Source organism: Streptomyces sp. MBT53, assembly GCF_016654115.1.
In the GTDB taxonomy this organism is placed as follows: domain Bacteria; phylum Actinomycetota; class Actinomycetes; order Streptomycetales; family Streptomycetaceae; genus Streptomyces.
The window spans coordinates 1-21,006 of the sequence record NZ_JAEQAZ010000152.1 but is presented as its reverse complement, the minus strand read 5'-3'; the positions used below and the strand labels follow the sequence as shown (position 1 = coordinate 21,006).

Here is a 21,006-nt window from a genome sequence, read left to right as displayed (position 1 = left end):
CCACTTCACGGGACGCGATCGAGCCTCGAAGAACAGGGGGCCGATCGGGCTGAACGCGGGCAGGCTCCAAGAGACTGCCCGATCCGCTGGCGAGCGTAAGGCCCCCTGTTCACTCGCCCCATGGCAGCTCCCGCCCAAAGCCTCTACGGCCGGCGGCGTGCCCAGACCGCGCCACTACCAGGGCAAAGCCCCGCCCCCGCCAGGGCTTTTCGAGAGCGGGGGAACATCTCGATCAGCTGCACCGACGGGGGCGGGAATCTGGAGGTTGGTCAAGCCAGACGCTAAGGCGGAGGCTCAGGACGCGGAGCAATACGGCCCGTCACCCGTACCGCCTGGTGCGCCACGAGCGGACAGCGACCTCATGAAAGGTGCGGTGCGTTGGGTTCTGGGTGGAGTGCGCCAACACCCACCTCTGGGGGTCTGCGAAGTCCTCACTGCACACCGACGTTTCCTGACACGTCGAGCACTTCATCGCGTAGGTGCTAGCCGCCGCATCCGGCTCGCTGTCCGGGGTCAACGTCCACGTCTCAGACCCGGTCACCGGACCCTCGGTCACAACCCACGCTCCGCCCGCGCATTGGCCGCCTTCGCACCCGAACTCAGCCGCTCCTCCACGGTAGCCGGACGGATCTGCTCAGGGTCCGCCTCCCACTCCCGGCCACCACCCACCGGTCGCAGCATGGCGTACGGACCGGCCTTGTCCTGGTACTCCCCAACCTTGCGTAAAACGGGGTCGTACATCAGTGCCCCACGCTCCGGGGCTCCCCCCTCCGTTGCGTTCGACGTCGTTGTACGGTTCGTCATGTCGGCTCCTAGCCAGTCGGCCACGCCCCCGGGCCGTTCGCGCGGTCGCGGGGGTTCCTGTCCCAATCAGTCAACGCCTGCGGCAGCCAGCCGACTTGCACACTTCTTGCACAGTCCCCAAGCGGATGACCCAGGCTTTTGCCACCATGGGTCGTGAGGACATCACCGAGCGGGGAAGACGCAAGGTATGAGCGCTTCGCAGGTACCAGGACCAGGCGCCAATGTCGCCGCACGCCGTAGAGAACTCGGACTCAGCCAGGTAGCCCTAGCCCGTAGAGCAGGGCTTTCGGTATCGCTTCTCAGTAAAATCGAGGTAGGAAACCGAGCGCTCACCCAGGGCGTCGGCGCTTCCCTCGCCCATGCCATGAATCTCACCCTCGATGAACTCTTGGGAAGCGCTCCGGAGCGAAACCTCAGTGAGCTGGATTGGGCTATCCGGCGATTTGATATCCCCGGAGATCCGCCGGAGCATCCCGAGACTCTGCAACAGGACGTCGACGAGCTGAATCAGCTTCGATGGAATACGGAGCTGTCCAAGGTCCTTCTGCGGCTCCCGAACGTTCTCACTCGGGTAACCAATCACGCCCATTTCACCGGACAGCCAGGGGCCTGGACTCTGGTAGCCGACGTGTACGGAGTCGTCTACTGGCTCGCTGCCCGCCACAGGTGGATGCACCTTGCCGAGTTGGCCACCATGAAGCAACGCGTAGCAGCCGATCGAGCAGACCCGGTTGCGGCCATTGTCGCCGCGCGGGACGACGCAGGGACGTTCCTCAACTCTGGCGACTTCGCGGGTGGGTTGACCATCGTCGATCGCGCCGTTGTCCAGGCCGAGTCAACGCTCACCGGTCGTGACCGTGCCTACGCTCTCGGCATTCTTCACCTGCGTGGCTTGACTCTCGCCGGACGCCTCAAGGACAAGCAGACGACCAACCGGCACATCGACGCAGCATGGCGAGCAGCCGCAGAATTCCCGGAAGACATCGTCGAGCACGGAATCCATTTCGGACCGGAGAACACGGCCACCCACGTGATTTCCACAGCGTCGGACATGGACCAGCACCGCCGAGCCCTGGACACTGCGGACGACTTGATCCGAGGCGGAATGTCTCTTCCGGCAACCCGAATCGGCCCGCTGTACATGAACCTTGGCCGTTCCCAGCTCGCGCTAGGGGATCAGGACGGAACCCTGGAAAGCCTGGAAAAGGCTTGGGTAGTCGCTCCGGAGATGGCAGCGGTTCACCCAACCAGTATGGAACTGACCCGAGTCCTGGTGACCCAGCACAAGCGGAGCAACGAACGGCTCACCAAGTTGGCAAAGCGCGCCGGTATCAACATCTGAGGCCCTCCAGCACCCCGGGGGTCTCAGGCCGGATCTACCCTCGCTTTCGAACAACGACCTTGACGGGAGTCGCCCGCGCCCCTACCTCGGGTAGCGGAGTAACCTCCTGCGCTTCTGCGCGCTGCTGTCGGGGAACCGCCTCAGCTCCGAACAGCACACCAAGCAAGAGGGTCTGCTCCTGCGCACTGTGCTGATCAAGAAGTTCAGCGAGCAGGGCGTAGGAATCTTGAAGCCCCGTACCACGGCTGCCCGTCATCGCGGAGCCTTCGCGGGCTGCTGATAGTGATCGGCAACGAGACGAGCCATCGCGCCGATCTGGTCCACCGCCACCTCCTTCGCGGCGAAGTACACATGCCCGCGCACCTCGGGATGGGCGTCGGCCAGCGTGAGGTGACGGGAGAGTTCCCCCGGATCTTGCCAGGCCGCTGGCTGCGCCGGGTCCCCCGCCTTGTACAGAGCTTCACCGATGTAGAGCTTCGTCTTGCTACCCCTCGCCACCTCCGACCACCAAGGTACGAGGACCGAATAATTCGCAGGAACCCGCTGGTCAAGAGGTTGTGCCAACCAATACAGCTGCGGGACGATGTAGTCGATCCAGCCCTCGCGCACCCACTTCCGGGTGTCCGCGCAGAGATCGTCGTACGTCTGCACGCCCGCCGTGGTGTCGGAGCCGCGCGGGTCGGTGGCGGCGTTGCGCCACACGCCGAAGGGGCTGACGCCGAAGCGCGTGCCCGGGCGGATCTGCTTGATGCGGGCGGCGGTCTCGCGGATCAGTCTGTCGATGTTGTCGCGGCGCCAGGCGGCCCGGTCGGCGAAGGCTCCGCCGTACTTGTCGTAGGCCGCGTCGTCGTCGAAGGTCTGGCCGGCGACCGGGTACGGGTAGAAGTAGTCGTCGAAGTGGACCGCGTCCACGGGGTACTTGCGGACCGCGTCGAGGATCGCGTTCTCGACGAAGAGCCGGACCTGCGGCAGCCCGGGGTTGTAGTAGAGCTTCCCGCCGTACGTCACGACCCAGTCGGGGTGCTTGCGCGCGGGGTGCGAGGCGACGAGCTTCGTCAGGTCGGTGTTGTTGGCGATGCGGTACGGGTTGAACCAGGCGTGCAGCTGCAGCCCCCGCACATGCGCCTCTTCCACGGCCGTCTTCAGCGGGTCCCAGCCGGGGGCGACGCCCTGGGTGCCGGTCAGGTACTGCGACCAGGGTTCGTAGGGCGAGGGCCACAACGCGTCGGCGGTGGGCCGGACTTGGAAGATCACCGTGTTGAGGCGGTCGCGGACCGCCGTGTCGAGGTGGGCGATGAGTTCGGTGCGCTGCTGCGCGGCGGTCAGACCCGGACGGGAGGGCCAGTCGCGGTTGGCCACCGTCGCCAGCCACACGCCCCGCATCTCGGTGACCGCGCGCGGACGCCCGGCCGCGACCGGCGCGCGCCCGGTGTCCGCCGCCGCACTGCCTGTCGTGGCCAGCGTGGACAGCGCCGCCATCGCGAACGTCCGACGTGACAATCGCCCCATCCGTACACCCCCATACGCTGCGGATCCGTGCGGTCACGGATCGTCTCCGCGCCCCAGGATGCCCGACCCCGACGATCGATCATCGATACTTGCGGGTAACGTGCACGATCGGAGCAGACTCCGGACAACGGGGTTCTACCAGAGCCCGCATCAGCAGCGAAGGGGACGATGTGACCGACATCGAGCGCGTCGGAGTGGTCGGCTGCGGCCAGATGGGCGCCGGTATCGCCGAGGTGTGCGCCCGAGCGGGCCTGGACGTGAAGGTCGCCGAGACCACCGGCGAGGCCCTGGAGATCGGCCGGACCCGGCTGTTCAACTCCCTGTCCAAAGCCGCCGAACGCGGCAAGATCTCCGCCGAGGAACTGGCCGAGACACAGGCGCGGCTCAGCTTCACCACCGACCTCGGCGAGTTCGCCGACCGCGACCTCGTCATCGAGGCCGTCGTGGAGAACGAGCAGGTGAAGACCGAGATCTTCCAGGTGCTCGACCAGGTCGTGACCCGCCCCGACGCGATCCTCGCCTCCAACACCTCCTCGATCCCGCTGGTCCGGCTCGCGGTCACCACCTCGCGCCCCGACCAGGTCATCGGCATCCACTTCTTCAACCCGGCCCCGGTGCAGCAACTCGTCGAGCTGATCCCGGCGTTGACCACCTCCGAGGGCACCCTCGGCCGCGCCCAGCTGTTCACCGAGAAGGTGCTCGGCAAGCACGCGATCCGCGCCCAGGACCGCTCCGGCTTCGTGGTCAACGCGCTGCTGATCCCCTATCTCCTGTCCGCGATCCGGATGTTCGAGTCGGGCATCGCCAGCCGCGAGGACATCGACAACGGCATGGAGCTGGGCTGCGCCCACCCGATGGGCCCGCTGAAGCTGTCCGACCTGATCGGCCTGGACACGGTCGCCTCGGTCGCGTACTCGATGTACGAGGAGTACAAGGAGCCGCTGTACGCCGCTCCCCCGCTGCTCCAGCGCATGGTCGACGCGGGTCGGCTGGGCCGTAAGTCCGGCTCGGGGTTCTACACCTACGGCTGAGCAGTTGCCGTTCGCGACAACTCACCGTGATGTCGCGGCCGTTACGGGCCCGGCGCTCTTCGGAGTGCCGGGCCCGCGGCATTCACACACCGTGTGCGCGCCGGGCCCGCATATGCCGCTCGCACACTCTCCCCCGGTGTCCACCAGGCGAGTTGACTCTTCATGCGCATGCAAGGGATGTTCCGACTACGGAAAGGAGCGGACACGTGACCGCCGACCCCGAGCATCCCGTGGTCCATGGAGAACTCGCAGAGTTACGCCGCCGCCTCGACGTCGCCTACGCGCGGGTCGAGGGAGGGCTGGCGCTGCTCAGCCATCGCACTGAGGAGACCGACAAGGAAGTGGACGACTTGAGCGCACGAATCGTCGCCCTTGAGCACACGCGGTGGCCGCTGCCGGCCATTGCCGCACTGACCGCCGTGGGTGCGCTTGTCGTGACGGTCTGGCAGGCCTTGGGACGCTAGACGCCTGGACGCCGGGCGGGACTTCGAGGGGCGTCCTGACCCAGCCTCAAATGGTGCAACAGCAGTAACGCGGCCGCCATGTTGGCGGCCGGGACCTCCCCGCGGGCGACCATGTCGGGTACGAGTTTGAGCGGTACCCATTCCCGGCGGTCCGATTCGAAGTCGTCCACGGGGTGTCCGGTGTACTCGCCCTCGTCGGCCCAGTAGATGTGGTGCCGGGCGTCCGTGAGCCCGTTGGACGGTTCCACGCTCATCAGGTGGTGCAGGGGCCCCGGCCGCCAGCCGGTCTCTTCCTCCAGTTCCCTGGCGGCGGCCCGCGCGATGTCCTCGCCGTCCTCGACGACGCCCGCCGCGAGCTCCCACCCCCAGCTGTCGGTGATGAAGCGGTGGCGCCACAGGAGGAGAACCTCGTTCGCCTCGTTCACGACCGTCGCCACCGCCACCGGCCTCAGCCGTATGAGGAAGTGGTCGAGGTGCCGGCCGTCGGGTAGTTCGACATCCGCGAGATTGACGCTGAACCAGCGGTTTGAGTACACAGTTTGTTCGTTCTGTTTCGTCCACTGCACGGTTCTGCCACCTTCCGTCGAGTAAGTGGCAATATCGCAGCAGGGACTGTGGTGTGGTCTACGGCGCCTTTACAGCGGTACGCGCAGTGCCCCGTCGATGAGTTCGGCCGCCTCGGCCGTACCCGCGCAGTCGCTGCGCACCAGGTACTCGCGCACCGCGCGGAGTCTGTCGCGCAGCCGCTGGGACTCCATCCCCCTGGCCTGCTCGGCCATCTGCACGGCCGTGGCCACCGCCTTGTCGGCGTTCCCCTGGCGCAGTTCGATCTGGCTGAGCATGGCGAGCCGGTGCACCCGGCCCCGGTCGTGCGCCGGAGTGTCCACGGCCGCCATGGCGTGCTCCCCCGCCGCCGTCAGATCGCCGAGGCTGAGCAGTGCCTCCGCCACCTGGACGTTGACCAGGCCCGGCTGGACATAGCCGGTCTCGTCGGGTTCGTATCCGCGCCGGATGCGTTCGGCGGCCTGCTCGGCCCGCCGGATGCAGGAGAGCGCGCTCGTGCCGTCGCCGAGGTGTGCGTACGCCTTCGCCTGCATCGCGTACAGGTCGGAGGCGAGCGCCGGGGTGATCTGCCGGCCCGCGGCCCGCAGCGCGGCCTCCGCGAAGGCGACGGCCTGGCGGAACTCCCGCATGAACAGCGACTGGTTGACGAGCAGTGCGATGACGTACGCGCCAAGTCCCCTGTCGTTGCTGGCCTTCGCGAGCCGCAGGGCCTGGTGGAAGTAGCGCTGGGCGAGTCCGTGCGCGTCGGAGTCGTAGGCGCAGATGCCCGCGATGGCCACCAACCCGCCGGTGGCGCGGTGCAGTTGGCGGCCGGTGGCGTCGGTGTAGCTGCCGCGCAGCAGGGGCGCGGTCTCGGAGTTGAGGAAGCCGACGATGCGGGTGCGGGTCGCCACGCCGCCGGCCTTGCGGTACATCTGCTCGTAGTGGGCGCGGGCCGCGCGCAGCATCTCGATGTCGGCCATGCTCACGCGGTGCCGGCCGCCGCGCGAGACGTCCACGTCGTCCGGTGGGTTCTCCCACTCCCAAACGGGCATCACGGCGGGCGTTCCGGTGACCGCGGGCGCCCCGAGGATGTGCGGGCGCTGCTGTTCGTCGGAGCGCCACAGGGCGGTGGCCCGCTCGACGAAGCCGGAGAGTGAGGTGCCGTGCGGGGTGGAGGGTTCGCCGGGGACGCCCAGGCCGATGTCGTCGAGCGTGACGGGCCGGTGCAGGCGGGTCGCGAGCACCTCGCAGATCAGGTCGGGGACCTGGCCCCGGGGGCGCTGGCCCTTCAACCACCGTGCCACGGCGGTGTGTTCGTACCGGAGCGCGAGGCCTCGGGCGCGGCCCGCCTGGTTCACATGTGCGGCAAGTCCCGCGTGCGAGATGCCCGCCTCGTCCAGGATCGCGTCGAGGAGTGTGTTGGGCTGCATGGATGGCCCCCCGGTGACTCGGTGCGGACAGAGTAGTGCGGGTGGGTTCACACGGGGTGTGAACGGAGTGCGTGGATCCGGGGTGTGTGCGCGCTGTTGCGGAGAGTTTCCAACCGGTTGACTGGATTGCCTCGCAAGAGGCCGGCCGGGCCGCCGGCTCCCCCTCGTAAGTGCGGCGGCCTGGCTTTGCGGGGACCATTAAACGCCGTTGTGTTGTGGGTAGTTCGTCGGGTGCGGGTGCGTTGTGGCTGGTCGCGCCCCCGCGGCGGAGCCGCTGATGTCACTGCCCCGCGCCCCTGGGGGTGTGGGTGTGGGCCTGCGATCGTTGCGCAGGACCAGTAACGCGACGTCATCCGTCGGGGTGCCGCCCGTGTGTCGAAGCAGGGCCGTGAAGACCGAGCCGAGGACCGACTGGGGTGCTGGGAGCGGGCGTTGGGCTGTCGCCTCCGCCAAGACATCCGCCAGCGGGAAGAAGCCGCCCCTCGCGTCACGCGCGTCCTCCGCCCCGTCCGTGTACAAGAACAGCGCCTCGCCCGGGAGCAATTGACCGCAGCGGACGAAAGGCATCGCCGCCGGCAGGGGAAACGGGCCGAGGGGCGGAAGGGGATCCGCTCGGGAAAGCGGTTCGGCACCCGTCCCACTCAACCGGTACGGCCACGGGTGACCGCAGTTCAGGCCACGCACCTCTCCGTCCCTGCCGATCTCCAGCAGCAGTACCGTGACGAACTCCTCCGCCACCGGGCTGTCGGGGTCCAGGGCGCCCGACGCAGGATGTTCCGCGCGGGCGCGTTCGCCCAGGTGGCGGGCGAGGGCGCGGTCGAGGCGGCGTAGGACGCCCTCCAGGTGGGGTTCGTCGTGGGCGGCCTCGCGGAAGCTGCCGAGGACGGCGGCGACCGTGCCGATCGCGGCGATGCCGTGGCCGCGTACGTCGCCCATCACGACCCGGACGCCGTGCTCGGTGGCGATCACCTCGTAGAGGTCGCCGCCGACCACCGCGCCGCGTTCGGCGGACAGTTGGGCGGCGGCGATGTTCAGGCCGTCGAGGCGGGGTGGCAGTGGGCGGAGCAGCGCGTTCTGGGCGGCGCCCGCGATCTGGCGGATCTGGCGGAGTTCGCGCAGCAGGGAGCGGCGGACCTGGACGATGAGACCGGTGCCGACCGCGAAGAACACCGCGCTGGTGACGATGCGTGCGCCCATGTCGTTCTGCTGGGCGAGCGGGCAGGTGAGTTTGTAGGTCACCGCTATGGCGCCCCACATGCTGGGCAGCCCCAGGGCGAGCGCCCGGCGCAGTGGACGGCGGGCGCGCGGCCTCGGGCGCGGCCTGCGGGGAACCCCAGCCTTGATGCGGATCATGCCTGTGGCCCCCCAAATAGGCCCCGACAGCGCAATCGGACCGACCCCGAAAGGCCGGTCCGATTCTGTCGACCGCATGCCCCGATCGGGCCAGATCGCCCGAACTTCTCACCCGAACGAGTGAGGTGACATGAGACAGGTGCATTTATGCAGGTAGGGGCCGTTCCGATATGGAATCGGCCCCTCCGGCGATCAGCCCCTCAGTACGGCTCCCGTGCGCTCCGCCGCCAGCGCCACCGCCGCGTCCCGGGCCGCCGACGCCTCGTCGACGGTCAGCGTCCGGTCGGCCGCGCGGAAGCGCAGCGCGTAGGCGAGGGACTTCTTGCCCTCGCCGAGCTGCGCGGCGTTGTCGTAGACGTCGAACAGCCGGATGGATTCAAGCAGTTCGCCCGCGCCCTCGCGCAGCGCGGCCTCGACATCCGTGTGCGGGACCGAGGCGTCGACGACCAGGGCGACATCCTGCGTGGCGACCGGGAACGTGGAGATCTTCGGGCCCTTGGGGACACCCGCCGACGCCAACTCCAGGACATCCAGGTCCAGTTCCATCGCGCTGGTGCGCGCGGGCAGCCCGAGCGTCTTCAGGACACCGGGGTGCAACTCACCGGCGTAGCCGATGACTTGCTCGACGCCCTCGACGACGACCGCGAGTTCGGCGCAGCGGCCCGGGTGCCACGGCCCGTACTGCCCACCGCGGACGATGAGTTCGGTACCGGCCTCACGCGCCAGCACCCGCGCCGACTCGACCGCGTCGGCCCAGTCGGACGGGCGGCCCTTGCCCCACCAGCCGGCCTGCTCGCGGGCGCCCGTGAGGACGACGGCCGCGTGCCGGGGCTGGAGGGGGAGCGCCTCGGTGAGGGAGGCGATCTCCTCGTCGGTCGGACGCCGGTCGACGGGGAGTCGTACGGCGATCTTCAGCTCTTCGCGCGGGTGGAAGACCAGCCCGGTCTCGAAGAGCGCGAGGTCGTGCGAACCGCGACCGTCGTTGCGGCGCAGGGCGCCCAGCAGGCCCGGCAGCAGCGTCGTGCGGAGTGCCGGCTCCTCGTCCGAGAGCGGGTTGACCAGCTTGACGACCTTGCGGTTCGGGTCGTCGGCGGCCAGGCCGAACTGGTCGAAGACGTGCTCGCCGACGAACGGGTAGTTCGGCGCCTCCACGTAACCGGCGCCCGCGAGTGCGCGGCCGACGCGGCGGTGCAGCCGCTGGCGGTCGGTGAGGCCCCGGCCCGCGGGGGGCTTGGGGAGCGTGGAGGGCAGGTTCTCGTAGCCCTCAAGACGGATGACCTCTTCGGCCAGGTCGTTCGGGTCGGTGAGGTCGGGGCGCCAGGACGGGACGGTGACGATCAGCTCGTCCTGCCCGTACACGTCGCATCCGACCTGCTGGAGTCGGCGTACGACGGTCTCGCGGCCGTAGTCGACGCCCGCCACCTTGTCCGGGTGGTCGGCCGGAATGGTGATGGTGTGGGGTGCCGACGGGGCGATGACCTCGGTGACGCCCGCGTCCGCCGTGCCGCCCGCGAGGAGGACCAGGAGGTCGACCGTGCGCTGGGCGGCGGCCGACGCGGCCTGCGGGTCGACGCCGCGCTCGAAGCGCTTGGACGCCTCGGAGGCCAGCTTGTGACGGCGGGCCGTGCGCGAGATGGAGAGCGCGTCGAAGTGGGCGGCCTCGACGACGACCTCGGTGGTGGTGTTCTCGGTGTCGTCGATCTCGGTGTTGGCACCGCCCATGACGCCCGCGAGGCCGATCGGACCGCGGTCGTCGGTGATCACCAGATCCTCGGCGTCCAGCGTGCGCGTGACACCGTCAAGCGTGACGAGCTTCTCGCCCTGCTCGGCCCGGCGCACACCGATCGGACCCTGGACGCGGGAACGGTCGTAGGCGTGCAGGGGCTGGCCCAGCTCCAGCATCACGTAGTTGGTGATGTCGACGGCGAGCGAGATCGGGCGCATGCCCGCCTTCTGGAGACGGCGGGTCAGCCAGAGCGGGGAGCGGGCCTCCGGGTCGAGGCCGGTCACCGTGCGGGCGGTGAAGCGGTCGCAGCCCATCGGGTCGGCGACCCGCACCGGGTAGCCGAAGGCGTTCGGGCCGGGTACGTCGAGCAGGGCCGGGTCGCTCAGCGGAAGGCCGTAGGCGATGGCCGTCTCGCGGGCGACGCCGCGGATCGACAGGGCGTAGCCGCGGTCGGGCGTGACCGCGATGTCGAGAACCTCGTCGACGAGCTGGAGCAGCTCGATCGCGTCGGTGCCGACCTCGTGCTCGGGCGGCAGCACGATGATGCCGTGCGAGCCGTCGTCGCCCATGCCCAGCTCGTCGCCGGAGCAGATCATGCCGTGCGAGGTCTTGCCGTACGTCTTGCGGGCGGCGATCGCGAAGTCGCCCGGCAGGACGGCACCCGGGAGGACCACGACGACCTTGTCGCCGACGGCGAAGTTGCGGGCGCCGCAGACGATCTCCTGGGGCTCGCCGGTGCCGTTGGCCTGACCGACGTCGACCGTGCAGAAGCGGATGGGCTTCTTGAAGCCCTCCAGCTCCTCGATGGTGAGGACCTTGCCGACGACGAGGGGGCCCTTGATTCCGTCGCCCAACTGCTCGACGGTCTCCACCTCGAGGCCGACGGAAATGAGCTTGGCCTGGACGTCGCGGCCGGTCTCCGTCGCCGGCAGGTCGACGTACTCCCGCAGCCAAGAAAGCGGGACGCGCATCAGATCTCCATCCCGAACGGCCGGGTGAACCGGACGTCGCCCTCGACCATGTCTCGCATGTCTTCGACGTTGTGGCGGAACATCAGCATCCGCTCGATGCCGAACCCGAAGGCGAATCCGCTGTACTTCTCCGGGTCCACCCCGCAGGCCACGAGGACGCGCGGGTTGACCATGCCGCAGCCGCCCAGCTCGATCCAGCCCTCGGAGGAGCAGGTGCGGCAGGGGCGGTCGGGGTTGCCGACGGACTCGCCCTTGCAGACGTAGCAGAGCATGTCCATCTCGGCGGACGGCTCGGTGAAGGGGAAGTAGTTCGGCCGCAGCCGGGTCTTCATCTCCGCGCCGAAGAGCGCCTGGACCATGTGGTCGAGGGTGCCCTTGAGGTCGGCCATGGTGAGGCCCTCGTCGATGGCGAGGAGCTCGATCTGGTGGAAGACCGGGGTGTGCGTGGCGTCCAGTTCGTCCGTGCGGTACACGCGGCCGGGGCACACGATGTAGACCGGCGGCTCGCGGTCCAGCATGGCGCGGGCCTGCACGGGCGAGGTGTGCGTCCGCAGTACGACACCGGACTCGTCGCCCTCGGTCCCCTTGGGGCCCTGGACGAAGAAGGTGTCCTGCATCTGCCGGGCCGGGTGGTCCGGGGTGAAGTTCAGGGCGTCGAAGTTGAACCACTCCGCCTCGACCTCGGGGCCCTCCGCGATCTCGTACCCCATGGACACGAAGACGTCCGCGACCCGCTCCATGAACGTGGTCAGCGGGTGCCGGGCGCCGGCCGGTACGCGGTCGTACGGCAGCGTGACGTCCACCGCCTCCTCGACCAGGACGCGGGCGTCGCGGTCGGCCTCCAGCTCGGTCTGGCGGGCGGCGAGGGCCTTGTTGACGGCGCCCCGGGCCTGCCCGACGAGCTTGCCTGCCGCGGCCTTGGCCTGCGGGGGCAGCGCGCCGATCTCGCGGTTGGCGAGGGCGAGCGGGGAGGTGCCGCCGGTGTGGGCGACCTTGGCCTCCTGGAGCGCGTCGAGATCACCGGCGGCGGCGAAGGCGGCGAGCGCCTCGTCCCGCATGCGCTCGATCTCTTCCGGTTTCAAGGCCTCGACCTCTACAGGGTCGTACGACTTATTCGGTGCCGACATCTCTTCCCGTGCTTCCGGTTGGCTGGCGGATGGTCCCCGTCCCGACTCGACTCGGGGGACGCGTCGGCGTCCCTGAAACGGGGACGCAAAGGTGCCAAAAGCCGAGTCTAACGGGGGTGAAGTGTGCGGACGCGCCCGTGGGTCCTCGGTCGGCGCTACTGGAGATACGCCGGGGTGCCCACGGGCAACATAAATCGGAACTCGGCGCCGCCGCCGGGGGCGCGGCCGACCGTGATGGTGCCGCCGTGGGCTTCGACGATGCCCTTGACGATGTACAGCCCAAGACCGGTGCCGCCGCGCTTGCTGCCCCGCCAGAAGCGGGTGAAGACGCGGTTCATGGACTCCTCCGGGATGCCTGGGCCCTCGTCGCTGACCGTCACCGAGGTGCCGGTCTCCTCCCCCTCACGTGGGGACGCCGAAGCCGTGACGTCGATAGTGACCGTTCCCTCGCCGTGGCGCACCGCATTTTCCAGCAGGTTGCTCAGCACCTGGTCGACCTTGTCGGGGTCGGCCCACAGGTCGGGCAGCGGCTGTTCGACGCGGAGCATGAACCGGTCGGCGGGCTGCCCGGCGGCGACGTACGCCTGGATGTGACGGCCGACGGCCGCGCCTATGTCGACGGGCTGGCGGCGCAGTTCGAGCCGCCCGGAGTCGATGCGGGAGATGTCGAGCAGCTCGGCGATGAGCCGGGTGACGCGGTTGGCGTCGGCGTCGACGGTCTCCAGCATGAGCCGCTTCTGGTCGTCGGTGAAGCGTTCCCACTTGGCGAGCAGGGTCGCGGTGAAGCCCTTGACGGAGGTGAGCGGGGAGCGCAGTTCGTGGGCGACGGTCGCGATCAGCTCGGCGTGACTGCGCTCGGTGCGGCGGCGGGCCTCGGTGTCCCGCAGCGAGACGACGACACGGCGCACCGGACCGAGCGGTTCCGCACGGACATAGCGCGCGGTGACAAGAACCTCGTGCCCGCCCGGCAACAGCAGATTCCGCTCCGGCTGCCGTACCCGGATGGCCAACCCACCGTAGGGGTCGGTCAGTTGCCACCAGCGGCGGCCCTCCAGGTCCTCTAAGGGGAGGGCCTTCTCCAGCCGCTGTCCGAGGGCGTCGGCGGCACGGACGGAGGTGATGCGCTCGGCGGCGGCGTTGAAGCAGACGACACGGCCGTGCTCGTCGGCGACGACCAGGCCGTCGGCCAGTTCGTCGGGGTCGATACCGAGGCCGGTGAGGTCGTCGTGCCGGGCCGCGGACGGCCGGGGCACGCCCCGTGCTCCCGGCGCGCTGCTCGTGCCGACAGTCATCCCCGTACCCCACCTCTTCTCATACGGCGCAGGTGGCCCCCGAGCTGGTCACCCTACTAGCTGTCGGTGACGGAGCGGCACCCTCCGGAGCCGCGCTGTGCACGCGCGGACGCATACAGACATACGGCGGCGGCGGTGGCCAGGTTCAGGCTCTCGGCCTTCCCGTGGATCGGAACCCGCACGACGGCGTCCGCGAGTGCGCGGGTCTCCTCCGGAAGCCCCCAGGCCTCGTTCCCGAACACCCAGGCGGTGGGCCCGCCCATGGTCCCCTGGTCCAGCTCGTCGTCGAGGTCGTCGGTCCCGGCCCCGTCGGCGGCGAGGATCCGCACCCCGATCTCCTTGAGCCCGGCCACGGCCTGCTCGACGGGCACCCCGACGGCGACGGGCAGATGGAACAGGGACCCCACAGAGGCCCGTACGGCCTTGGGGTTGTAGAGATCGACAGAAGCATCGGTCAGTACGACGGCCTCGGCACCGGCGGCATCGGCACACCGCAGGACGGTGCCGGCGTTCCCGGGATCCCGCACGTTGGCGAGGACTGCGACGAGCTTGGGCCGCGCCCGCAGGATCTCCTCGAAGGGGGTGTCGATGAATCGACAGACCCCGACGAGCCCCTGCGGGGTGACGGTGGTCGAGATGTCGGCGATGACCTGCTCGTCGGCGAGATGCACCCGGGCCCCGGCGTCACGGGCCTCGCCGACGATGTCGGCATACCGCTCCGCGGCTTCAACGGTCGCGAACAGCTCGACGAGCGTGTCCTTGAACCCGGCGGCCTCCCGCACAGCCTGCGGCCCCTCGGCCAGGAACAGCCGCTCCTTGCTCCGGAAGTTCCGCCGCGCGAGCCGCCGGGCGGCGGCAACACGAGAGGAACGGGGAGAAATGAGCTCGGGACCGTTCGGGGACATTCGCTACTTCACCTTCAAATCTAGGGGCGCCCGGGATTTTCAGGGGCGCGGGGAACTGCGCGACCAGCCCCCACCGGCCCGCACCCGAACAACTACCGGAGCTGACACCAAAGAACCCGCAGGCCTGAAAACCTGCGGGTCCTTCAACTCACGGCAAAAGCCAGCGTCACGCGGCCTTAGGCGCGTTCACATCGCTGGGCAGCGCCTTCTGCGCAACCTCGACCAGCGCGGCGAACGCACCGGCGTCGTTGACAGCCAGCTCCGCGAGGATCTTGCGGTCGACCTCGATGTTGGCCGCGTTCAGACCCTGGATGAAGCGGTTGTAGGTGATGCCGTTGGCGCGGGCAGCCGCGTTGATGCGCTGGATCCACAGCCGACGGAAGTCGCCCTTGCGCTTCTTGCGGTCGTTGTAGTTGTAGACCAGCGAGTGGGTGACCTGCTCCTTGGCCTTGCGGTACAGGCGCGAACGCTGACCGCGGTAGCCGGAGGCGGCTTCGAGAATCGCCCGGCGCTTCTTGTGGGCGTTGACTGCCCGCTTGACGCGTGCCACTTGTTTAACTCCTTGTAGCGGGGCCGTGGTTGGACTCACACGGCCCGGAATCGATGGGGTCCCGGTCCAGACGTACGGCGCGAAAAGATCTATTGATCACGCGCCGCGTACGTCACTTGCCGAGAAGCTTCTTGATCTTCTTGGCGTCGCCCGGGGCCATCTCGGCGTTGCCGGTGAGGCGACGCGTCACACGGGACGACTTGTGCTCAAGCAGGTGGCGCTTGCCGGCGCGCTCGCGGAGCACCTTGCCGGAGCCGGTGATCTTGAAGCGCTTACTGGCACCGCTGTGCGACTTGTTCTTCGGCATAGCGCCGTTATCTCCTCGTCGGTGGCGCTCCGGTGCCCGGTCGTGAAACCGGGCACAGGTGGAGCGTCGCTCTTGTTTCGGTTACGTCCCTGGACTGGCGTCCTGGGATCAGGCGTCGGCGCGAGCCTCGGCCGGGGCCTCGACGGTCTCGACCTCGGCGGCGGCGACGTCGTCGGCGATGTCCTCGTCCCCGATGACCTCGCCTTCGATGTCTTCACCTTCGAAGTCGGACTCCGCGGCGTTCTGCGACTTGCCAGGGTTGGCCTTCGCCTCCGCCTTGCGGGCCGCCTGGGCCTCACGGGCCTCGGCCATCGCCTCGGTCTTCTTCTTGTGCGGGCCGAGCACCATGATCATGTTTCGGCCGTCCTGCTTCGGGTTCGACTCGATGAACCCGAGGTCCTCGACGTCCGTGGCGAGCCGCTGCAGCAGTCGGTAGCCCAGCTCGGGCCGGGACTGCTCGCGACCACGGAACATGATCGTGATCTTGACCTTGTCGCCCTGCTTGAGGAACCGGACGACGTGACCCTTTTTGGTGTCGTAGTCGTGCGGGTCGATCTTCGGCCGGAGCTTCATCTCCTTGATGACCGTGTGCGCCTGGTTCTTGCGCGCCTCACGGGCCTTCATGGCCGACTCGTACTTGAACTTCCCGTAGTCCATGAGCTTGCAGACCGGCGGACGTGCGTTCGCCGCCACCTCGACCAGGTCGAGGTCGTACTCCTGCGCCAGCTCCAGGGCCTTGGCAAGCGGAACAATCCCGACCTGTTCGCCGCTCGGGCCGACAAGTCGAACCTCGGGAACGCGAATCCGGTCGTTGATACGGGGCTCGGTGCTGATGGATCCTCCTCGGTTAGCACCACACGGCCATCTGGCGGACGGCCGCGTTGTCTCTGTTAGACAGACCCAACCGCGCCGGAACATGAAAAATGCCCCGGACGATCACAAGACGGGGCTCCAAAACACTGCCGGAGCACCGCCGCGATGATCGCGGGGCGCGCTTTCGGGCGACTCCATCGTCCGTACGGAACGATGGCGACCGCCTGACCGGGGGTGACCCGCCGTCCGTGAGGACAGTCAGGTGGGAGATCGGAGCCTCCACTTGTTGGCCGGGCACACCAGTGCCTGGCCGGTCATCACACAAGGTTAGCAGCTACCCGGGGGTGGTGCGAACCGCCGTACACCGGGCCCTATCGTGTGGGGCATGAGTGACACGCCCCCCGAGTCCGCGAACCCCGACTCCCCCGACTTCGACGCCCTGACCCGCGACATCGCGGAGGTCCCGGCGGTCGAGGTGATCGTGACGGTCGCCGTCAACCTGATGAGCGCCGCCGCCGTGAAGCTCGGTCTGACCGACGAGGGCGACAAGTACAAGGACCTGGACGAGGCCCGCAAGCTGGTCACCGCCCTGGCCGGGCTCCTCGACGCGAGCACGACCGAGATCAGCTCCTTCCACGCGGCCCCGCTGCGTGACGGTCTGAAGTCGCTCCAGCTGGCGTTCCGCGAGGCGTCCCTCGTCCGCGACGAGCCGGGCCAGGGACCGGGCGAGAAGTACACGGGCCCGGTCTACGGCTAGAACCTCATCCCACCCGTACGTAGAAGGGCTCGCCCGGAGGCGTCGCCCCGGCCGGCAGAACCGCCAGGTCGAGGCCGTGCACCAGGCGGGCCCTCAGCGTTTCCTCGGCGGCCAGCCAGCGTGCCACCCCGTGGATGCCTGCGGCGTGCGGTATGGCCGGCTCGAAGACCAGGGCGAGGGTGCCGTCGCCCGGGCCAGGGCCGAGGTAGGCGCGGAGCACCCCCCGCATGTGGCCGAGCGCGGAGCGAACCGCCTCCGCGACCGCCGGATCGGTGAGCGGGTCCACGCTGGTACGCCCCTCGGCGAGGGCCAGCAGCGCGGGCCCCGACAGCTCGAAGGACACCGGCCCCGACATGTCCAGCACGATCGTGTCCGCCTTCTCGTGCACGGCGGCCTGCAAAGCCTGGTGCAGCGGTACGGCCACGGGTCGCGCCGCCGGGTCCCAGCGGGCCAGCGAGTCGCTGGAGGTGAAGGCGGGCAGCGCGGTGCGACCGCCGGCCTTCAGGGTGGGTACCGCCATGTCGCTGGTCTTCTCGCGGCGCAGCCCGTTCTCGTCCACCTCGACCTCGCCGAGCACGGCCACCACGGGCACGAGCAGCCGGGCGCCCTTGAGGGCCGCCAGGACCGGATCGACGGCGCTGCGGTCCTCGGCCCAGGCGGCGAGCGCCGCGCTCAGTGCGGGATCGGCCGAGCCGTCGTCGTCGGAGTAGCCGGAGTCGAGAATGTTCTTGTTCGCCACGGTGACCGACCCTATCGGGGGGATCCTGCTGGGCTTGTGCGGGTCCCGAAACGCAGGAGACACAGGTTTCACACGTTTCTCAGAAACCGTTGACAGACATCTAACTTTCGTCTCACGGTTCGCACAGTCGCCGCCTCCACCATCGCGGGCATGGAGTCTTCCAGAGCCGCCCGCCGAAACCACCGCGCGCGTCCCTCCCGGCGCCGTCCGCTCCTCTACACCGCCCTCGCCACCGTGGCGATCGTGGGCGGTACGGCGGCCGGAACCGTGTACGTGAAGGCACAGGCGCACTCCGGCCCCGTATCGTCGGCCGCGACGCCGTCCGCCTCGGCATCGGCGTCGGCATCGGGCAGCGGGGAGGCGACGGTGGAACCGGTGACACAGCCGGCGGTGGACTACGACGCGCTGCTGGCCAAGGCCATGAAGGCGGTGACCCCGGCCGGCGACCAGAAGGTGTCGGTCGCCGTGCTCGACGTGGACTCCGGAGAGAGCGCCACGTACGGCAGCACGGCCTACGACACGGCGAGCATCGTCAAGGTCGACATCCTGGCGGCACTGCTGCTGCAGGCGCAGGACGCGGGGCGGCAACTGACCGCGACCGAGAAGTCGTACGCCACCACGATGATCGAGAACAGCGACAACGACTCCGCGACGGCGCTGTGGAACATCATCGGCACCGCGGACGGGCTCGACGCGGCCAACAAGACCTTCGGACTGACCGGCACCGAGGGCGGCGACGGCCCGCTCTGGGGGCTGACCCAGACCACGGCCGCGGATCAACTCACCCTGCTCCAGCAGGTGTTCGGGGACGACTCCAAGCTCAGCTCGGCCTCGAAGTCGTACATCCAGGGGCTGATGGGGAAGATAGAGGCCGATCAGCAGTGGGGGGTGTCGGCGGCGGCCGACGGCTCCCAGTGGCGGCTGAAGAACGGCTGGCTGGCCCGGAGCACGACCGGGCTGTGGGACGTCAACAGCATCGGGCGGGTGACGGCGGCGGACGGGCACGAGTACCTGATCGCGGTGCTGTCCAAGGGCAGCACGACGCAGAACAAGGGCATCACGCTGATCGAGGCGGCGGCGAAGGCGGGGGTCGCGGCGTTCGCGGACTCCGGCTCCGCTACGTCGGCCTCCGCGTCGGCCACCGACTGACGCCCGCGGGCTCTAGAACCCCGCGGGCCGTCTGCGCCGGCCGCGCCACAGGACGACCGCCGCGACGAGCAGGACTCCGCCGGCGCCGCCCGCGAGGGGGCCCGCCCAGTCGGACGTACGGCTGTCGGTCTTGGCGGGGTCGGGTCCCGCGCCGAAGTACTTCTTGCCGTAGGCGGCGGCGTGCAGGCTCGTCGGCTTGAGGGCGGCGGCGGCCTTGATCGCGGCGGCGGGGTCGATGAAGCCGAAGCCCCGGGAGTCGTCACGGCCGCCGGCCGGGGGGTTGCGGGCGGTGTCCTCGAGGAGCTTCTTGATCTGGGCCGGGGTCAGCCCCGGGTGGGCCGCCTTGAGGAGTGCCACCGCGCCCGACACGAAGGCGGACGCGGCGCTGGTGCCCCAGCCCTCGTAGTACTTGTGGTCGGGGTCGGCGATGACGACGTTCACACCGGGCGCGCTGACCGTGGCGTACCAGCGGCGGGTGGAGAAGGAGGCGCGGGTGCCGTAGCGGTCCACGGCGGTCGCGGCGATCACCCCCGGGTAGGCGGCCGGGTAGGAGACATGGTCGCCCTTCTCGCCGCCGTTGCCCGCGGAGGCGACGACGGCGACGCCCTTCTTCAGTGCGTACTGCACGGCCTCGTCCTCGGCGGGCTCGGGGTGCGCGGACGCGGAGTCGTCGCCGAGGGAGAGGTTGATGACGTCGGCGCCGTGGTCGGCGGCCCAACGGATGCCGTCCGCAAGGGCGTTGCCCCGGGTGGTACGGGCCTTGCTGCGCGCGGAGTCGCCGTCTTCGAGGATCACGCGGACGGGCAGGATCTTCGCCTCAGGGGCGACACCCATGACGCCGTCTTCATCGCCGGGGCCGTGTCCGTGCCCGGCGATGATGCCGGCCATGGCGGTGCCGTGCCGGGCCCAGGCCCGGTCGCCCGGCTTCGCCCCGAAACCGACCATGTCCTTGCCGGTGAGGACGTTGCCGACGAGGTCGGGGTGGTCGGCCTCCACGCCGGTGTCGAGGACGGCGACGGTGATGCCCCTGCCCTTGGTGGTCCCCCAGATCTCCTGGGTGTTCATGGCGTCCAGGGCCCACTCCTGGGCACGTATGCCGTCGGCGTGCGCGACGGTGGACGGGACCAGGGCGAGGGAGGCGGCCAGGAGGACGCTCACCAGCCCGGCCCGGCGGGACGTGACGCTCATTGGTTCCCCTCCGAGGCCTGCGAGGTCGGCGCGGTCTTGGACGTTTTCGACGTCTCTGAGGCCGAGGTCTCGGAGGGTGAGTCGACGGTCTTGCGCAGGCTCCGCTCGACCCGGTCGGCGAGCCCCTCCGCCTCGTTGCCGAGCCCCGACTGCGAGGGGGCCGTGGTGGAGCCGGAGGTGACGGCCTCATCGGCGGGTTCGGGTGCGGCGACGGTGCGGCCGTCCGCCCAGCCGGAGACGGCGTAGACGACGACGGGCGCGTCGGTGAGGACGGAGACGGTCCAGGAGGCCCGCTGTTTGTCGCCGAAGGCGGCGGCGACGGTGCCCTTCGCGGCGTACGGGCGGGGCAGGAGGTCGGTCCGGTCGCCGAGCTTCTCGTTCTTGAACCGGTTGGACAGCGAGGTCATCGCGGCGATGTCGGCCCGGGTGAAGAGGAGGCCGACCGTCGTGACATAGCTCTGGGTGGCGTCGGTGTAGGTGGCGCGCAGGAGCCGTTGGCAGCCGACCGGGGCGAGCACCTTGCTCAGCAGCGGGTCGAAGGCGCCCGTACAACCGGTGTCCGGGGCCACGGCGATCCGGGTCCAGGTGCGGTCGGCGCCGCCGGGGCCCGCGCCCTGGCCCTGCACGGTGGGCGGGAAGAGCTGGTCGACGGGCACGCTGTGCCACAGCTGACCGGCGGCGGCGAAGGTGCTCGCACTGTCGTCGCCCCCGTCGTCTCCGGTGAGCCAACTCCCGGTCACCGCACCGCCGATGAGACCGAGACCGAGCACGACACAGGCGGCGACAGCGGCGGTACGGGACCGTATCCGCGACCCCAACGGCCGTGGCCGCGCCCGCTCGTCGTACCCCTCGGGCTCCCCGAACGTCACAACCGGCCGTCCTCCGGCGGGAGTTACCGGGGCGCTCCAGGAAAAGGCGGGATCGGGACCGGAGTTGACCCCGGGCCGCGGCATTTCGGACGCGGGGCGGAGGGGCGGGCCGGGGGCGGCGGGCGACCAGGCGC

At 69.6% G+C, this 21,006-nt stretch carries 18 protein-coding genes and 1 pseudogene; 5 read left to right on the top strand and 14 right to left on the bottom strand.

The genetic code is table 11. The features are described 5' to 3' along the window. Positions 1-991: 991 nt before the first annotated feature. Positions 992-2,146: a helix-turn-helix domain-containing protein gene (locus tag JHN45_RS38070; RefSeq protein WP_201054155.1), complete on the top strand. Its 1,155-nt coding sequence runs from the start codon at positions 992-994 to the stop codon at positions 2,144-2,146. A gap of 252 nt (positions 2,147-2,398) precedes the next feature. On the opposite strand, the gene JHN45_RS38065 is transcribed toward JHN45_RS38070, so the two are convergent. Next, positions 2,399-3,655 carry a glycoside hydrolase family 10 protein gene (locus JHN45_RS38065; protein ID WP_201054154.1) on the bottom strand — a complete coding sequence of 419 codons (1,257 nt, stop codon included), beginning with the start codon at positions 3,653-3,655 and terminating at the stop codon, positions 2,399-2,401. 170 nt (positions 3,656-3,825) lie between these two features. On the opposite strand from JHN45_RS38065, the gene JHN45_RS38060 reads away from it, so the two are divergent. Together JHN45_RS38060 and JHN45_RS38055 are read left to right on the top strand one after the other, a co-directional pair. After that, positions 3,826-4,686, top strand: coding sequence for a 3-hydroxybutyryl-CoA dehydrogenase (locus tag JHN45_RS38060; RefSeq protein ID WP_201054153.1), 861 nt, complete (start codon positions 3,826-3,828; stop codon positions 4,684-4,686). Between the two features lie 206 nt (positions 4,687-4,892). Then, entirely contained in the window at positions 4,893-5,150 is a 258-nt protein-coding gene (locus JHN45_RS38055; protein WP_200714457.1) for a hypothetical protein, read from the top strand. On the opposite strand, the gene JHN45_RS38050 is transcribed toward JHN45_RS38055, so the two are convergent. The 10 genes and pseudogenes from JHN45_RS38050 to infC form a co-directional block, all read right to left on the bottom strand. Further along, on the bottom strand, positions 5,147-5,716 hold the full coding sequence (locus JHN45_RS38050; protein ID WP_200714456.1) for an NUDIX hydrolase: 570 nt from the start codon (positions 5,714-5,716) through the stop codon (positions 5,147-5,149). The two genes, JHN45_RS38055 and JHN45_RS38050, sit on opposite strands and share 4 nt — an antisense overlap. Before the next feature lie 69 nt (positions 5,717-5,785). Next, complete coding sequence (locus JHN45_RS38045; RefSeq protein WP_200714455.1) at positions 5,786-7,126, bottom strand: transcriptional regulator; 1,341 nt, start codon at positions 7,124-7,126, stop codon at positions 5,786-5,788. A 198-nt stretch (positions 7,127-7,324) separates the two neighbouring features. Further along, complete coding sequence (locus tag JHN45_RS38040) at positions 7,325-8,479, bottom strand: PP2C family protein-serine/threonine phosphatase (RefSeq protein ID WP_374195665.1); 1,155 nt, start codon at positions 8,477-8,479, stop codon at positions 7,325-7,327. 192 nt (positions 8,480-8,671) lie between these two features. Next, positions 8,672-11,176, bottom strand: coding sequence for a phenylalanine--tRNA ligase subunit beta (gene pheT / locus JHN45_RS38035; RefSeq protein ID WP_201054152.1), 2,505 nt, complete (start codon positions 11,174-11,176; stop codon positions 8,672-8,674). Further along, positions 11,176-12,303, bottom strand: a complete 1,128-nt coding sequence (gene pheS / locus JHN45_RS38030; RefSeq protein WP_200714453.1) for a phenylalanine--tRNA ligase subunit alpha — start codon at positions 12,301-12,303, stop codon at positions 11,176-11,178. The genes pheT and pheS overlap by 1 nt, the downstream gene beginning before the upstream one ends. A gap of 155 nt (positions 12,304-12,458) precedes the next feature. Continuing rightward, complete coding sequence (locus JHN45_RS38025; protein ID WP_200714452.1) at positions 12,459-13,595, bottom strand: ATP-binding protein; 1,137 nt, start codon at positions 13,593-13,595, stop codon at positions 12,459-12,461. A 56-nt stretch (positions 13,596-13,651) separates the two neighbouring features. Further along, the gene (locus JHN45_RS38020) at positions 13,652-14,500 is read right to left on the bottom strand and encodes an RNA methyltransferase (RefSeq protein WP_200714451.1); all 849 of its coding nucleotides are present in this window, start codon (positions 14,498-14,500) and stop codon (positions 13,652-13,654) included. Between the two features lie 166 nt (positions 14,501-14,666). Beyond that, on the bottom strand, positions 14,667-15,050 hold the full coding sequence (gene rplT, locus JHN45_RS38015) for a 50S ribosomal protein L20 (protein WP_019066261.1): 384 nt from the start codon (positions 15,048-15,050) through the stop codon (positions 14,667-14,669). 112 nt (positions 15,051-15,162) lie between these two features. Next, positions 15,163-15,357, bottom strand: coding sequence for a 50S ribosomal protein L35 (rpmI, locus tag JHN45_RS38010; RefSeq protein WP_019065473.1), 195 nt, complete (start codon positions 15,355-15,357; stop codon positions 15,163-15,165). Between the two features lie 108 nt (positions 15,358-15,465). Further along, positions 15,466-16,216: pseudogene (gene infC / locus JHN45_RS38005) on the bottom strand (translation initiation factor IF-3). A gap of 339 nt (positions 16,217-16,555) precedes the next feature. Here infC and JHN45_RS38000 point away from each other — a divergent pair. Further along, positions 16,556-16,927 (top strand): DUF1844 domain-containing protein, encoded by a 372-nt coding sequence (locus JHN45_RS38000; RefSeq protein ID WP_200714450.1) that lies wholly within the window; start codon positions 16,556-16,558, stop codon positions 16,925-16,927. 4 nt (positions 16,928-16,931) lie between these two features. On the opposite strand, the gene JHN45_RS37995 is transcribed toward JHN45_RS38000, so the two are convergent. Beyond that, positions 16,932-17,666: an SseB family protein gene (locus tag JHN45_RS37995; protein ID WP_201054151.1), complete on the bottom strand. Its 735-nt coding sequence runs from the start codon at positions 17,664-17,666 to the stop codon at positions 16,932-16,934. A gap of 150 nt (positions 17,667-17,816) precedes the next feature. Here JHN45_RS37995 and JHN45_RS37990 point away from each other — a divergent pair, with 150 nt between their 5' ends. Then, positions 17,817-18,815 (top strand): serine hydrolase, encoded by a 999-nt coding sequence (locus JHN45_RS37990; protein WP_201054150.1) that lies wholly within the window; start codon positions 17,817-17,819, stop codon positions 18,813-18,815. A 12-nt stretch (positions 18,816-18,827) separates the two neighbouring features. On the opposite strand, the gene mycP is transcribed toward JHN45_RS37990, so the two are convergent. Further along, on the bottom strand, positions 18,828-20,003 hold the full coding sequence (gene mycP / locus JHN45_RS37985) for a type VII secretion-associated serine protease mycosin (RefSeq protein ID WP_200714447.1): 1,176 nt from the start codon (positions 20,001-20,003) through the stop codon (positions 18,828-18,830). Then, positions 20,000-20,872, bottom strand: coding sequence for a hypothetical protein (locus tag JHN45_RS37980; protein WP_200714446.1), 873 nt, complete (start codon positions 20,870-20,872; stop codon positions 20,000-20,002). The genes mycP and JHN45_RS37980 overlap by 4 nt, the downstream gene beginning before the upstream one ends. Positions 20,873-21,006 lie beyond the last annotated feature (134 nt).

What these genes read in the sequence shown, in the direction of transcription:
- JHN45_RS38000 (WP_200714450.1), top strand. Translation starts at nt 16,556, where the DNA reads ATGAGTGACACGCCCCCCGAGTCCGCGAACCCCGACTCCCCCGACTTC.
- JHN45_RS38020 (WP_200714451.1), bottom strand. Translation starts at nt 14,500, where the DNA reads ATGTCCCCGAACGGTCCCGAGCTCATTTCTCCCCGTTCCTCTCGTGTT.
- JHN45_RS38065 (WP_201054154.1), bottom strand. Translation starts at nt 3,655, where the DNA reads ATGGGGCGATTGTCACGTCGGACGTTCGCGATGGCGGCGCTGTCCACG.
- rpmI (WP_019065473.1), bottom strand. Translation starts at nt 15,357, where the DNA reads ATGCCGAAGAACAAGTCGCACAGCGGTGCCAGTAAGCGCTTCAAGATC.
- pheT (WP_201054152.1), bottom strand. Translation starts at nt 11,176, where the DNA reads ATGCGCGTCCCGCTTTCTTGGCTGCGGGAGTACGTCGACCTGCCGGCG.
- JHN45_RS38045 (WP_200714455.1), bottom strand. Translation starts at nt 7,126, where the DNA reads ATGCAGCCCAACACACTCCTCGACGCGATCCTGGACGAGGCGGGCATC.
- pheS (WP_200714453.1), bottom strand. Translation starts at nt 12,303, where the DNA reads ATGTCGGCACCGAATAAGTCGTACGACCCTGTAGAGGTCGAGGCCTTG.
- JHN45_RS37990 (WP_201054150.1), top strand. Translation starts at nt 17,817, where the DNA reads ATGGAGTCTTCCAGAGCCGCCCGCCGAAACCACCGCGCGCGTCCCTCC.
- mycP (WP_200714447.1), bottom strand. Translation starts at nt 20,003, where the DNA reads ATGAGCGTCACGTCCCGCCGGGCCGGGCTGGTGAGCGTCCTCCTGGCC.
- JHN45_RS38025 (WP_200714452.1), bottom strand. Translation starts at nt 13,595, where the DNA reads ATGACTGTCGGCACGAGCAGCGCGCCGGGAGCACGGGGCGTGCCCCGG.
- JHN45_RS38070 (WP_201054155.1), top strand. Translation starts at nt 992, where the DNA reads ATGAGCGCTTCGCAGGTACCAGGACCAGGCGCCAATGTCGCCGCACGC.
- JHN45_RS38040 (WP_374195665.1), bottom strand. Translation starts at nt 8,479, where the DNA reads ATGATCCGCATCAAGGCTGGGGTTCCCCGCAGGCCGCGCCCGAGGCCG.